General features: G+C 71.4%; 4 protein-coding genes. All 4 read left to right on the top strand.

All coding sequences use genetic code 11. The features are described 5' to 3' along the window. Positions 1-59 precede the first annotated feature (59 nt). Positions 60-782 carry an STN domain-containing protein gene (locus tag ACSFBC_RS20875; protein ID WP_435512278.1) on the top strand — a complete coding sequence of 241 codons (723 nt, stop codon included), beginning with the start codon at positions 60-62 and terminating at the stop codon, positions 780-782. After that, positions 779-1,285 (top strand): RNA polymerase sigma factor, encoded by a 507-nt coding sequence (locus ACSFBC_RS20870; RefSeq protein ID WP_435512277.1) that lies wholly within the window; start codon positions 779-781, stop codon positions 1,283-1,285. The genes ACSFBC_RS20875 and ACSFBC_RS20870 overlap by 4 nt, the downstream gene beginning before the upstream one ends. A gap of 104 nt (positions 1,286-1,389) precedes the next feature. Continuing rightward, complete coding sequence (locus tag ACSFBC_RS20865) at positions 1,390-2,391, top strand: FecR family protein (RefSeq protein WP_435512276.1); 1,002 nt, start codon at positions 1,390-1,392, stop codon at positions 2,389-2,391. Between the two features lie 126 nt (positions 2,392-2,517). Continuing rightward, complete coding sequence (locus tag ACSFBC_RS20860) at positions 2,518-15,000, top strand: filamentous haemagglutinin family protein (protein ID WP_435512275.1); 12,483 nt, start codon at positions 2,518-2,520, stop codon at positions 14,998-15,000. Positions 15,001-15,004 lie beyond the last annotated feature (4 nt).

Below are 15,004 nucleotides of genomic sequence, written 5' to 3'. Positions count from 1 at the left end.
GAGGTGCTTGCGCGCGCCCTCGCCATGCACCTTTTCGCCCCTTCCCCTGAAGCCTCCTCATGCCAGCCGTCATGCGACGCGTGCTGGCCGTCGTGATCGCGATGGCGAGCGTGTGCGGCATGGCGCGGGGCGCATCGACGATGCCGGTGGCCGCGCCCGCGTCGCCGGCCGGCATGCTGCGCTTCGACATCGCCGCGCAGCCGCTGGCGGAGGCGCTCACGGTCTTCCATCGGCTCACCGGCGCGTCGCTGCTCTATGACGCCAGCACCGCCAGCGGCCTGAGTGCCGCGGCGGTGCAGGGCGAGATGACGCCGGCCGTCGCGCTGCAGCGGCTGCTCGAAGGCACGGGCGTGGTGGCGACGCCCACCTCCGCGACGGGCTTCCTGCTGGCGCGCGAGCCGGTCGAGGCGTCCGCGCCGCTGTCTGCGCCCGCCGCAGCGCCGGGCGATGCTGCGCAGGCCGCGCCGGACCCGGCCCTGCTGCACTACCGCGGCCGGCTGCAGGCGCGCATCCTGTCGGCGCTGTGCGCGGATCCGCTGACCGTGCCTGGCACCTACCGGCTGGCGATGAACGTCTGGACCGGCACCGACGGCCGCATCGCGCGCCTGCGCCTCCATCCCACGGGCGATGCGGCGCGCGACGCACGCATCGCGTCCCGGCTGACCGGCCTCGCGCTGCGCGACGCGGCACCGGCGCAGGGGACGCAGCCGGTCTCGCTGCTGGTGCTGCCGCGGCCGCCTTCGCAGACCGGCGACTGCGCACCGGCGCCGGTGGCCCCATGAGCGAGATGCCCTCCGAACTGCTGCGCTTCTTCGTCGACCGCTACGACATGCTCAAGCGCAAGCTGGTGCACCGCCTGGGCTCGATCGAGATGGCCGAGGATGTGCTGCACGACACCTACGTCAAGCTCTCGACCCGCGCGCTGGGCGCGCCGGTCAAGAGCCCGCAGAGCTTCCTGCTGCGCACCGCCGTCAACCTGGCGATCGACCGCATCCGCGCCGACCGGCAACTGCTGTCGATGGAGGAAGTGGACGCGCTGCTGCTGCCCGACAAGGCGGCCAATCCCGCCGATGCGGCCGCGGCGCGCATCGAACTCGAGGCCGTGGCGCACGCGATGGACCGCTTGCCGCCGCTGCGCCGCCAACTGCTGTTCGCCTCGCGCGTCGAAGGCACGCCGCAGAAGGAGCTGGCGCAGCGCTACGGCATCTCGCTGCGGCGCGTCGAACGCGAGATCCACCTGGCCCACACCTTCTGCGCCGAGCAGATGCAGATCCACCGGAAATAGAAAATTGTTGGCGGTCGGAGGCTGCGCCATTCGTCCAGGTGGAGTGCCCCCGGACTTTGAGGCGTGAAGGCGGCGCGCTCCCGATCCCATCGATGAACCTGAACATGGCTTCCAATTCCTCCGGCGAACCGGCGTCCTCCCTCGACGAGGAGGCGCGCGCCTGGGTGCGTCGGCTGCAATCGGGCCAGGCGCGCGGCCGCGATGCGCGCCTGCTGTCGGACTGGTGCGCGCGCAGCGTGGCGCACCGCGAGGCCTTCGCGCGGGCGCGTCAGGAATGGCGAGACATCGGCGCGGTCGCGCGCACGCACGGCGAGCTGTTCCCCCAGAGCCGGCGGCGCGGCGCCGGCGGCGCGGTACTGGCCGGCGTCGATCCGCGGCGCCGCTGGCTGCTGGGCGCGGGCCTGTCGGCGGCGGGCGCGGCGTCGGTGGTGGCGGCAGTGCGGCCACCGCTGGGTCTGTGGCCTTCGTGGGACGAGATCGCGGCCGACTACCGCACCGGGATCGGTGAGCAGAGCCGGGTGGCGCTGTCCGATGCGATCGACCTGACGCTCAACACCCGCACCAGCCTGTCGCTGCGGCCGGTCGGCACGGCCCAGGAGGGTCGGCGCCTGCGGTTGATCGCCGGCGAGATCGCGGTGCGGCGCGGCCCGGATGCCGCGCCGCTGACGGTGGACATCGACGGCACGCAGGTGCTGGCCGGCGTGGGCAGCGTCGAACTGCGGCGCCAGGCCGACCGCTGCGTCGTGACCTGCACCGAAGGCTCGGCTGTGGTGCTGTCCGACGCGGGACGCTTCGCGCTGCGCGCGGGGGAGCGCGTGGGGGTGGGTGCCGGCGTCGCGTCGCGCGTGGCGACCTTCGACGTGGCACAGGCTGCGGCCTGGCGCCGTGGCGTGGTGGCCTTCGACAACACGCCGCTGTCGGAGGCGGTGGACGAGATCAACCGCTACCGCGCGGGCCGCGTGGTGCTCGCCAGCGACGCGCTGGCCCGCCATCGGTTGAGCGGGCATTTCCGCATCGATGCGCTGGACGAGGCGATCGGACAGATCGAGGTGCTGTTCGGCGCGCGCGTCACACGGCTGCCCGCGGGGCTGGTGATGCTCGGCTAGGAAAAAAAGTCCGGAATTCCCTGGCGGGTCTTTCGCGCTGCAACGTCTAGGGAAGCTCGTCCATCACGCGATCGCATGCGATCGCCGGACAGCCCGAATTCAACCGACGTTCTCACGAGCCCCCTCATGTCGCCACGCCAGAACCCCGCACGCACCGTTCACATTCCTCATCCCGATCGCGTCGCGCACGGCCGGTCGATGCGCTCGCCGCGCCTGAAGCCGGTGACCGCGGCCGTCGTCGTGCTGTTGCTCGCCGGCGGCGCCCACGCGCAGCGCGCGCTCGGCCCCGCCTGGATGGCGCAGAAGAACCTCGCGCAGAGCACGGCTGCGGCGACGGGCCGTCTGCCTAACGGGCAGTTGGCCTCGACGCTGACGAACCCGATGGCGCAACAGCAGCAGGCGCAGGCGCAACTGCAACGCTCCATCGGCAACCTGAACCTGGCCGCGCGCGGCATCGCGGCGCAACAGGCGGCCCAGGCTGCCGCCCGCCTCGCCGCCGCGAACGGCGCGTCCGTCCCCGACGGCCTGACCGAGGGCGGCCTGAAGATCGACACCAACGCGCTGACCGCGGGCTGGCACAACGCCAACGCCCCGGAGCCTTCCCAGGTCGACGGCCGCACGAACATCGCCATCCAGCAGACCGCGGACAAGGCCATCCTGAACTGGGAGACCTTCAACGTCGGCAAGAACACGACGGTCGATTTCAGGCAGCAGGCCGACTGGGCCGTCCTCAACCGTGTCAACGACTCGAACGCACGCCCCAGCCAGATCCAGGGCCGGATCAAGGGCGATGGCACGGTGCTGGTGGTCAACCGCAACGGCATCGTCTTCAATGGCACCAGCCAGGTCAACACGCGCAACCTCGTGGCCGCCGCCGCCGAGATCGACGACGGCCAGTTCAAGACCAGCGGCATCTATAGCGCCAACGCCGCCCAGCCCAGCTTCACCAACGCCCAGGGCAAGGTGGAAATCCAGGCCGGTGCGCGGATCGCCACGCTGGCCCCGAAGACCTCCACCGAAGGCGGTGGCTACGTCCTGCTGCTGGGCAGCGAGGTGCACAACGCGGGGGACATCGCTACGCCCAAGGGCCAGACCGCACTCGCGGCCGGCGACAGCTTCGCCATCAGGAAGGGCGTGGGCACCGATGGCAACCAGGCATCGACCACGCGCGGCAACGAGATCACCCCGCAGTTCAGCGCTGACAGCCTCTCCGGCAAGGTCACCAACACCGGCCTGATCGTGGCCCGTGAAGGCGACGTGACGATGGTCGGGCGCGACGTCCGGCAAAACGGTGTCGCACTCGCCACCACCACCGTCAACACGCGCGGCACGGTGCACCTGAACGCCATCGGCGACACGGGCCGGGTCGTGCTTGCGCCGGGGGCGGTGAGCGCCGTGGTGCTCGAGTCCGACGCCGGCAGCACCGCGCTCGACAGCCAACGCGACGGCCTGCGCATACCGGTGTCGATCGACGGGCAGGACACCGTGGTGGTCACCGATTCCCGCGACCAGTCGCGCATCGAGGTCACGAGCGGTGGCAGTGTCGACTTCCAGGGCGACTCGCTCACGCTTGCGACCGGCGGCCAGATCGTGGTCGAGGCCGCGGGCCGCAGCCTGGTGCGCAACGGCGCGCAGCTCGACGTGTCGGGCGCGGTGGGCGTCAACCTGTCGATGGAGACCAACAACCTCCAGGTGAACATCCAGGGCAACGAGCAGCGCGATGCGCCGGGCAACCGCGACAGCAAGCTGCTCAACAGCAACGACGTGTGGATCGACCGGCGCAGCCTGGTCTTCGTGGCCAAGGGCACCAACGGCTACAAGAGCGACCGCTGGTACACGGCCGGCGGATTGCTCGAAGTCGGCGGCTACCTGGGCACGCAGGGTCACACCGTGGGCGAATGGATGGCGCAGGGCGGCACGTTGCGCTTCGGCGGCAACGACGTGGTCACGCAGGCGGGCTCGAACATCAATCTGTCCGGCGGCACCCTCAATGTGCAGACCGGCTTCATCCGTCAGACCTGGCTCAAGGGGTCGGACGGCCGGCTGTACGAAGTGAACAAGGCCCCGGGCGACCAGCGCTACACGGGCGTCTACAAGGGCTTCGAGGACGAGCATGTGCGCTGGGGCAAGGGCGCCACCGAGTACTTCTACAACCCGCTGATCGGTCCGCAGAAGCGACTGGAGAGTGGCTACACGGTCGGGCGCGATGCGGGCCAGCTGGTGATCGCCACGAGCGCCGCAGTGCTCGAGGGCGCCATCGTCAGCGAGGCCTTCCAGGGCCCCCGCCAGATCCAGGCGGCGCAAGCCGATCTGGACGGCTATCACCAGTCGCACGACACTGCGGCACGGCGCGGCCAACTCGTCGTGGGGCAATACTTCTCCTACTACGACAAGCGCACCGGTGCGCTGGAGGACAGCCTTGCGGCCACGCTGGACCAGGTGACGCTGAGCGACATGCAGACGCGCATCGCGGACGGCCTGGATCTGACGACGGCGCTGCCCGAAGCCCGGCAGCGCACGCTGGTGCTCGACACCGCGCAGCTCAATGGTTTTGCACTGGGCGCGATCCGCATCGCAGCCAAGGACCGCATCGTGGTGGATGCCGATCTGCGCGTGGCGGCGGGCGGCGAGATCACGCTGTACGGCAACGAGGTGGCGGTCAACGCCGGCCTTACGGCCCGCGGCGGCAGCATCTCGCTGGGCGATGTGCTCGACCAGATGGGCCCGAGCGGCAAGGCCGACACGCACGTCAATGCAGCGGCGCCTTCAGGCCGGGTCACCCTGGGCCAGGGCGTCGTGCTCGACGCCAGCGGCCTGTGGAGCAACCTGCTGCTCGACCCTTCGCGCACGCTGGACCTGCCGTACCTCGACGGCGGCCGCATCAGCCTGCGCAGCGCCGGCGACGTGACCCTGGGCGCCGGCAGCGTGATCGACGTGTCCTCCGGCGCGGCCCTGTCGGCCAAAGGCAAGCTGCGCGGCGGCAAGGGCGGCGACTTGAGCTTGCGCGCATCGTCGTTCGCGCGGGACCGCGCTTTGCCGTCCGCCGGCGCATTGACGCTCGACGGCGCGCTGCGCGGCGCGGGCGTGTCGGGCGGCGGCACGCTGACCCTCCAGGCCGGCGACCTGCAGGTCGGCGGCGCGCTCGCGACCGACGCCCATGCCGGAACGCTGTTGCTGGATGCCGGGTTCTTCGACAAAGGGTTTGCTTCCTATGACCTGACCGCCAACCGACAACTCACGGTGGCGGACGGTGCCGTGGTCGACGTCACGATGCCGGTGCTGGAACTGCGCGAGGGCGGGCGGCAGGTGCCGGGCACGGCCCACCCGTCGGAGGCGCTGGCCCGCGTGGCGCCGGCGCTCTATCAGCCGTCGCAAGACAGCGGCGTGATGCACCAGCGGCGCGGCGCCAGCCTGACCTTGAACGTCGGGGCGCGGGTGTCGTCCGAAGTCAACGTGCAGGACGCGCTGCTGCAGGTCGGCGAAGGCGCGGTGCTGTCGGTCGACCCGGGCCAGTCGATCACGCTGGCCAGCATCGGCCAGCTGACCGTCGACGGCCGGCTGAACGCATGGGGTGGCGACATCACGCTGCGGCAGCTTCTGACCGAAGACATCGCCGCCGAGAACGCGAGCGGGCCCGGACACAACCGCTCCATCCGGCTGGGCCGGCATGCGCTGCTGGACGCTTCGGCGCGGGCCGTGACCGCGCTGGACGTGAACGGCCTTCGCTATGGCCTCGTGGGCGATGGCGGTCGCATCGTGGTCGGCGGCGAGATCGATGCCGCCAGCAGCATCACCAGCGGCGCCGACCAGTTCGTGCTGATCGAGCGCGGCGCGCGTCTCGAAGCCTCGGGCGCTCAAGCGGTGCTGGATGTGCGCGGCGGGTCTGCCGTGGATGTCGCGGGCGACGGCGGACACATCGGCATTGCGTCGGTCAGCGGCCTGTACCTCGAAGGCGATCTGGTCGCCCGCGCGGGCGGCGCGGGCGCTGCCGGCGGCACGCTGGACATCGGTCTGGACCGCGCGCTCTACGCGTCCCGGCTCACCGTGCCGGAACGCGTGCGGGCCCAGCGCGAAATGATCGTCACGCGCGAGCGTCTGGCCGAAGGCGCACCCGGCACGCTGGCCGCGCTGGCCGGCGGCGACCTTGCGTATGGCAACGCGCGCATCTCGGCGGACGCCATCCACGCCGGCGGCTTCGATGCCGTGAGCCTGCTCGCCCCCACGCTGAGCTTCGGCGAAAGCGTGACGCTGACGGCGGGCCGCAGCCTGTCGCTGTATGCGGGCGTCATCGGGCTGGCCAACGGTGCGGACCCGGCTTCGCAGATCACCATCGCCGCGCCCTATGTGCGGCTCGCCGCGCCCATGCGTCAGAGCACCGACCGTTACGTGACCGACCGCGCACCGTGGACCTCGCCCTCGGCGCGCGAGACGCAGGCCGTCTTCACAGCCGAGGCCAACCTGATCGACGTGCGCGATGGCGTGAGGTTCGGTGCCGGGTATCCCGCCACCGAGAGCGAGGACGTCTACAACGTCGACCGCCGCGGCTTCGCGACGGTCGCACTCGACAGCACGGGCGATATCCGCCTGCTGGCGCCGACCCTTCCCGCCGGCGACGGCATCACTTCGCTCACCACGGCGAATCAACTGGACCTGCTGGCCTCGCAGATCTACCCGACGACCGGCGCGCGAACCGTGCTGATCGGCGGGCAGATCGACGTGGCACGCACCAGCGCGGTCGACCCGGCCGTGCCGTATTCGGCCTTCGGTTCGCTGACGCTGGAGTCCGACGTGGTCCACCAGGGCGGCGTGCTGCGCGCACCGCTGGGCACGATCACGCTGGGCCCGAACAGCAACTCAGGCGGCCAGGTCGAACTGCTGCCCGGCAGCCTCACCTCCGTCAGCGCCGCCGGCCTGGTCATGCCCTACGGTGGCACCGTCGACGGCGTGGTCTTCAGACATGGCGGCCAAGCGATCGACAAGCTCTTCACCAACCAGGCCGGGCTGGGCCTCGTCACGCTCAAGGCCGAATCGGTGCAGGTGCGCGAGGGCGCCGTGGTCGACCTCACGGGCGGCGGCGATCTGAAGGGCGCGGGCTTCGTGTCCGGCCGCGGCGGCTCGACCGATGCGCGCTTTCATCCGCTGACGCAGGTCGCGGCCGAAGGCGGCTTCACGCTGCCGAGTCTCGCCACCAACCCGGTGTACGCGATCGTGCCCGGCGTGCAGGCGGCCCAGGCACCGGTCGGCGAGGGTGCGAGCGACCCGGCCGTCGGCCGACAGATCACCGTGCGCAACGGCGTCGCCGGCCTGCCGGCGGGCACCTACACGCTCATGCCTTCGTCCTATGCGCTGCTGCCCGGCGCCTTCCGCGTCGAGATCGGCGGCGGCGCCGTCGGCGATGCATCGGCCCGGGCGCTCGCCATGCGCAACGGCTCTTTCAGCGTCGGCGCGCACCTGTCGACCGCCGGCACGGGCGTGCGCGACACGCTGGCCAGCCAGGTCATCCTGACGCCGGCCGACGTGCTGCGCACCTATTCGCAGTACAACGAGATGGGGGTGAGCGCCTTCGCGCAGGCCGACGCGGCGCGCCTGGGCGTGCCTGCCGTGCTGCAGTCGCGCGACGGCAAGCGCTTGCTGGTGGACCTCAACGGCCCGGAGGCCGACCACGACCGCATCGAGCAGCCGTTCAGTTTCGACGGCCTGCTGCGCAGCGACGGCGCGGCCGGCGGTGCGCGCGGCATCACGCGTGTGCTCAGCCTGAGCGGCATCGAAATCGTCGCGGACGGCCAGTCGCGCACACCCGGCTACGTCGGCGCCACCGTGCGCGACGCCGACCTGAACGCCATCGGTGCCGGCGGCCTGAGCATCGGCGGCGGGGCATCGGCGGTGTACGGGCAGGGCGGCAACATCCTGACCTTCAACGCAGCCGCAACGAACGTGAACCTGCGCGGCGGCGCCAGCCTGGTCGCCCCGTCGGTGTTCCTGGTCGCCACAAACGGCGGCATCACGGTCGAGCAGGGCGCCAGCATCATCACGCTGGGCCAGGGTGCGGCCACGCAGGATTCCGCGAACGGCTATGTCTTCGCGCCGGTGGACGCCGGCGTGCTCGCGGTGTCGAACGGGCGGCTGGACATGTTGGCCAACGACCCCTACACCGCCGCCTCGTCGGGCATGCCTTCGAGCATCCGCATCGGCGTGTGCGACGTGGTGTGCGGCGGTGTGACCCGGCTCTACTCCGAAGGCAGCATCGCCGTGGCGACCTACAGCGCCTTCGAGCTGACGGACGCGGTGCGCTACGGCACGCGCCACCTGTCGCTGGCCGTGGGCGGCATCAATGCCGGCAGCGCGCAGACGCTGGGCGCGATGGCAGCCGAAGGCAAGCTGCCCGCGGGCCTGACGCTCAACCAGGAACTGCTCGACAGCCTGCTGCGCGGCGACACCGCGCTGGGTGCGCCGGCGCTGGAAACGCTGAGCCTGGCGGCCAGCGAGGGCATGCGCTTTTACGGCGATGTGACGCTCGACACCTACGACGCCAACGGCGTGTCGCGCCTGCAGGACCTCGTCCTGACCACGCCCGCGCTGTACGGCGCCGGCACGGCCGGCAACACGGTCACGCTGCGCACGGCCAGCCTGGTCTGGAACGGCTCGCCCACGGCAGCCGCCCCCATGGTGACCGGTGGCGCGGGCGACGGCGACGGCGTGCTCAACGTCGAGGCCGAGCGCATCACGCTGGGCTACGTCGCACGCGCGCAGGTCAAGCCGCTGGACGCGCACGACCGGCTGGTGCTGGGCTTCGGCACGGTCAACCTCAACGCGTCCGACCGCTTCAGCGCCAACCACACGGGCAGCCTGGCGGTGCACCACCGACAGGGCGCCTATGTGACCGGAAAGGGCTACGACTACAGCGGCGGCGACCTGAACCTGCACACCCCGCTGCTGACCGGCACGGCCAACTCGGTCATGCGCATCTCGGCCGGCGGCATGCTGCGCGCAACCACCGGCGCCCCGGCCTCGCCGCAGGCGCTGGCGGCTCGCAGCGCCGACGCGCTGGGTGCGGAACTGAGCCTGGCCGCGCGCGACCTGGTGGTGGACACCGCGGTGCTGCTGCCCAGCGGCAAGCTGAGCCTGTCGGCCGAGCGCGACCTGACGCTGGGCGGGGCCTCGCATCTGGACCTCGCCGGCCGGGCCGTGGCCTTCAACGACGTGACGCGCTACAGCTGGGGCGGCGACGTCAAGCTGGCCAGCCTGCACGGCAACGTGAACCAGGCCGCCGGCTCGGTCGTCGATGTGTCAGCACAGCACAACCAGGCCGGCACGCTCGAAGCCATCGCGCTCGACGCGGCGGCCGGCACGGTGTCGCTGCAGGGGCGCATCCTGGGCGGCAGCAGCGGGCGCTACGACGCGGGCGGCACGCTGGTGCCCTATCGCGCGGGCGGGATCGACATCCGCGCGCAGAACCTCGGTGGCGCTCTGGACGGCGAATTCGCTGCGCTCAACCAGCGCCTCAACGACGGCGGCGTGTTCGGCGAGCGGAGCTTTCAGCTGAAGCAGGGCGACCTCACCATCGGCGACGGGCTCAAGGCCGGCGAGGTCAACGTCTCCGTCGACAACGGCAGCCTCACGGTGGCCGGCACCGTCGACGCCAGCGGCGAGCGAGTGGGATCGATCCGCCTAGCGGGCAAGAACGGCCTGACCCTCGGCGGCAACGCGCTGCTCGATGCCCACGGCAGCGTGCTGCGCGTGGACAGCTACGGCAAGATCATCGACAGCCCCAACCGTGCCATCGTCGAACTCGACGGCGGCGAAGGCACGCTGACCCTGGCCGGCGGCGCGCGCATCGACCTGCGCCACGGCACGGGCGCCGTGGCCGGCAACAAGGCGGGCCAGCACGATGGCCGCCGGCGCGGCACGCTCGAACTCACGGCCGGGCGCACCGGCGAGATCAGCGGCGACATCCGGATCGACGCCAGCGGCAGCCTGAGCATCGAAGGTGCACGCTCCATCGCGGTCAACGCGGTCTGGCGTTACGACGACACCGACGCAGACGCCGTGATCAAGGACGGCCTGGACGCCGTCAGTGGGCGTCCGTACCGCGAAATCACGCAGGCCTATCTGGACAAGAAGGACCTGCAGAGCGTCAAGTTCATCGACGCCGCGCTCGCCAACGGGGCGCTGCTCGACGGCAAGCTCGCCGGCCTGAACAACGCGGCCTACGCCGACGCGCTGCACCTGCGTCCGGGCGTGGAGATCGTCACCGACAAGGACCTCGTGGTGCAGGGCGACCTCGACCTGTCGGGCTACCGCTATGCCAGCCTGAAAAATTCGCGCAACCCGCAGACGGGCGTCTACGGCTCCGGTGAGGTGGGCCGCCTCACGCTGCGCGCAGCCGGCGACCTGAGCGTCTACGGCAGCATCAACGACGGCTTCGCACCGCCGCCCGTCACGCAGGACGACACCGGCTGGCTGCTGGTGGAGGGCGTGCAGCCCTTCGGTGGCGACGTGGTGGTCCCGGGTGCCAACGTGGTGCTGCAAGAGGGCACCGCCTTCGAGCGCGGCAAGGTGCTGAACTACGACCTGCCGATGCAGGCCATGACGATGGTGGGCGGCACGGTGCTGCCTGCCGTTGCCACGCTCGCTGGCGACCTCCGCCTGGCGGCCGGCACGGTGCTGTCGGGCGACATCCTCGACGCGGACGGCAGCCGCCTGCATGCGGCCGGCACCATCCTCGCGCAGGACCTGGTGTTGCAGGCCGGTATGAAGCTCGGCGCCGGCACGCGCCTGGCCGGCAACACGGCGCTCGGCGCCATGACCTGGCCGGCCGGCGTGCCCCTGCCGTCGGGCCCGAAGCTGAACCAGCAGGCGGTCCCGACGGTCCAGCTGGCGGGCAGCCTGTCGCTCAAGTCCGGGTCGCTGATTCCATCGATGACCGACGTAAAGCTGGGCGGCGCCGAGAGCATCGCGCTGCGTCCGGCCGACGCCGACGGCAACCAGGGCCGCAATTGGGCGCTGGCGCAGATGCTGCCCGAGGGCAGCCAGTCGTGGTCGCTGCAACTCGTGGCCGGTGCCGACCTCGGCGCGGCCGACCGCCGGCTGACCGATCCGCACGCGGCGCATGGCACCCTGCGCCTGGCGGACACGCACTACGGCATGAATGCCGTCCCTGCGGGCGGGCTGGTCTGGAGCGAAACCGGCGCCGAGAACATGGGCGCCGTGGCCGGGGAGCCGATCGACTTCGAGAACGGACCGGCCGCGGGCTGGGCCACGATGTGCGAAGACATGCCCGAGTTCTGCGCGGCGCCCTCCGGTGGTGCCTTGGCCTACGAGCGCGGCGCGACGCGTACCAGCGTGGTGCGCACCGGCACCGGCGACCTGGCGCTGGCCGCGGCCGGCGACGTGCGCACCGATTCGCTGTATGGCGTGTACACGGCCGGCACGGCGACGGCAGCGGACAGTGCCTACGAGCAGCCGCGCGGCCAGGACGCGGACGGCAAGGTACTGAGCGACAAGGTCGGCGGCTACGAGGCGCTGGTCAGCGGCGCCGACAGCCTCTACAAGGCCTGGTACCCCGACCAGGGCGGCAACCTCACCCTGTCGGCCGGCGGCCGGCTGATGGGCGACCTGGTGGCGACGTACAACAGCAACGTTGCCAAGAACGACATGACGCAGGCGCCCAGCAGCGCCGTGGGCAACTGGCTCTGGCGCCAGGGCACGGGCGATGCACTGTCGGCGGGCAACAGCCTGCCGACAGCCTGGTGGATCAACTTCGGCACCCTGGCGACCGTCATCCTTCCGCGCGCCAGCACGGCGCTGGTCGGCTTCACCGGCTTCGGGACGCTCGGCGGCGGCAACGTGGATGTGCGCGTGGGGCAGGACGCCGGCGCCATCGAGCATCGCGGCGACACCTCCACCACCTCGGGCGCGCGGCTCCATCCGCGCAGCCAGTCGCTGGTGTTCGCCGTCGGCAGCACCGGCCGGGTCGGCGCCGACGGCAGCCTGCAATTGACCGGCGGTGGCGACCTGTCGCTGCGCGTGGGCGGCGGCATCAACCCGACGCTGGCCGCACGCAACATGCTCGACGACCGGGGACGCGTTTCCGCACCCGTGCACGAACTGCAGGGCACCATCGTCAACCTGCGCGGCGCCACCCAGGTGCAGGCGGGTGCACTGGGCGGCATCGATCTGCTGTTCAGCCGTAACCCCAACCAGAACGACGCCACCGAAACCCGCGCCTTCGATGTCTATCAGGCCACCAAGGGTGTCGCCACCGGCGGGCTGACGCTCGTTCCGGGCGACAGCGCCATGACGCTCAACATGCGCGGCGACCTGGTGCTCGGCGCCGCGGTCGACGCGGGCCGCGCGCCGCAGTTCAACACCCAGGCCTTCACGCTGGACAACGGCACGGCCTACCTGGGCGGCGGGCGCAGCTGGTTCTCGCTGTGGACGCCGCACACCGCGATCAACCTGTTCTCGGCCGGCGGCAACCTCACGCCTGGCACCCAGTCCGCAGAGACGCAAAACGCCAGCTCCGACGCCATCCTGGCGGGCCGGGACGCTTCGCCAACCGATGGCCGCTACGTCTACCCGTCCATCCTGCGCGTGACGGCGGCGCAGGGCAGCATCTACTACGGCGCCTCGGCGTTGTCCGATGAAGGGGGCTCCAGAAGCCAGGTCCGGTTCGGCATCGTGCTGGCCCCATCGGCGAGCGGCGAACTGAGCTTTCTGGCCGGCGATTCGATGTACGGCGGCGGCTACGCCATCAGCGCCTCCAGCGCACCGGCCAGCGCGCTGGCCACGCCGCTGAACCCGGGCTTCGTGGGCCATGAAAACGGCTATGTGGAACGGGTCAGCAACCAGGGCGATGCCCGTATCAAGGGCATCGACGGGCGTTTTCCGCTGTTTGCCTTCGGCGCCGACACGGCGAGCGGCAACAGCAGCGGCACGCCGGCGCGTTTCTACGCGCTGTCGGGCGACATCGTCGGCCTGCGCAACGGCGAACAACTGAGCCTGGACAAGGGGGAGGGGACTTGGTACGTAGGCGCGGGCCCGGTGCGCGTCATGGCCGGGCGCGACATCGTCGCCAGCGGCACCCGGCCCGGCGAGCCGACCCTGAGCGCGACGGAGCTCAATGCCGCTTCCAGCGGCAACCTGTTCGTGCACGACGCACCGACCGACGTGTCGGTGGTCTCGGCCGGCCGCGACATCGTCTACAGCAGCTTCAACGTGGCCGGTCCCGGCACGCTGGAGATCAACGCCGGCCGCAACATCCGCATGGAAGACCGCGCCAGCGTCGCCAGCATCGGCGCGGTGGCGCCCAACGACACGCGTCCCGGCGCCGACATCGTGATGGTGGCGGGCGCGGGCAGCGCCGGCCCCGACTACCAGGGCTTCCTCAAGCGCTACCTGGACGCGGCCAACCTGTTGCCGGCCGGCACGGCGCTGGCCGATCGGCCGGGCAGCGCGGTGAAGGTCTACGGCGATGCGCAGAACCTGGTGCCGTGGCTCAGGCAGACGCAGGGCTACACCGGCAGCGACGCGGACGCGCAGGCCTTCTTCCAGGCGCTCGCGCCCGAGCAGCAAAGCATCTATGCGCGCCACGTGTACTACGCCGAACTGCGCGCGGGCGGGCGCGAGTACAACGACGTGGACGGCGTGCGCTACGGCAGCTACCTGCGCGGGCGCAACGCCATCGCCGCGCTGTTCCCGAGCGCGGATGCGGACGGGCAGGCGCGCAGCTACGCCGGCAACATCACGATGTACGGGCCGGCCGGAGTCAACACCCTGTTCGGCGGCAACATCCAGCTGTTCACGCCGGGCGGCGCGCAGACCTTCGGCACCGAGGGCGAGGCGCCCGTGGCCAAGGGCAACGTCACGCCGGGCGTCATCACGCAGGGCGCAGGCGACATCCACATCTATTCGCTGGGCAGCATCCTGCTGGGCCAGAGCCGGATCATGACCACCTTCGGCGGCGGCATCCTGGGCTGGTCGGCCGAGGGCGACATCAACGCGGGTCGGGGCTCCAAGACCACCGTGGTCTACACGCCACCCAAGCGCGTGTACGACCAGTGGGGCAACGTGACGCTGTCGTCGGACGTGCCGAGCACGGGCGCGGGCATCGCGACGCTGGCGCCGATCCCGGAAGTGCCGGCCGGCGACATCGACCTGATCGCACCGCTGGGCACCATCGATGCCGGCGAGGCGGGCATTCGGGTGTCGGGCAACGTGAACCTCGCGGCCTTGCAGGTGGTGAACGCGGCCAACATCGCCGTGAAGGGCGAAGCCATCGGCATCCCGACCGTGGCGGCGGTGAACGTGGGCGCGCTGAGCAACGCGAGCGCTGCCGCCTCGCAGGCCGCGGGCGCGGCGCAGGAGGTGCTGCAGCGCGAACGCGTGGCGGCGCGCCAGAGCCTGCCCTCGGTGTTCACCGTGCGGGTGCTGGGCTTCGGCAATGAGCCGGTGGACGGCGGCGGGGAGCGCTCTTCCGGCGCACCCGCAGCCGCGCCGGTCGGTTACCGGCCGGACAGCGCGGTGCAGGTGCTGGGCCAGGCCGGCCGCGTCGACGAGGGCGCGCGCAACCAGCTGACGCCGGCGGAGCGCCGCACGCTGGGGCTCTGATCCC

The sequence above is a fragment of the Variovorax frigidus genome (assembly GCF_051216515.1).
Classification (GTDB): Bacteria; Pseudomonadota; Gammaproteobacteria; order Burkholderiales; family Burkholderiaceae_C; genus Variovorax.
This window is presented reverse-complemented; position numbering and strand designations above follow the sequence as displayed.

Excerpts from the sequence above, each read along its gene's own strand:
- ACSFBC_RS20875 (WP_435512278.1), top strand. The coding sequence starts at position 60 with ATGCCAGCCGTCATGCGACGCGTGCTGGCCGTCGTGATCGCGATGGCG.
- ACSFBC_RS20860 (WP_435512275.1), top strand. The coding sequence starts at position 2,518 with ATGTCGCCACGCCAGAACCCCGCACGCACCGTTCACATTCCTCATCCC.
- ACSFBC_RS20865 (WP_435512276.1), top strand. The coding sequence starts at position 1,390 with ATGGCTTCCAATTCCTCCGGCGAACCGGCGTCCTCCCTCGACGAGGAG.
- ACSFBC_RS20870 (WP_435512277.1), top strand. The coding sequence starts at position 779 with ATGAGCGAGATGCCCTCCGAACTGCTGCGCTTCTTCGTCGACCGCTAC.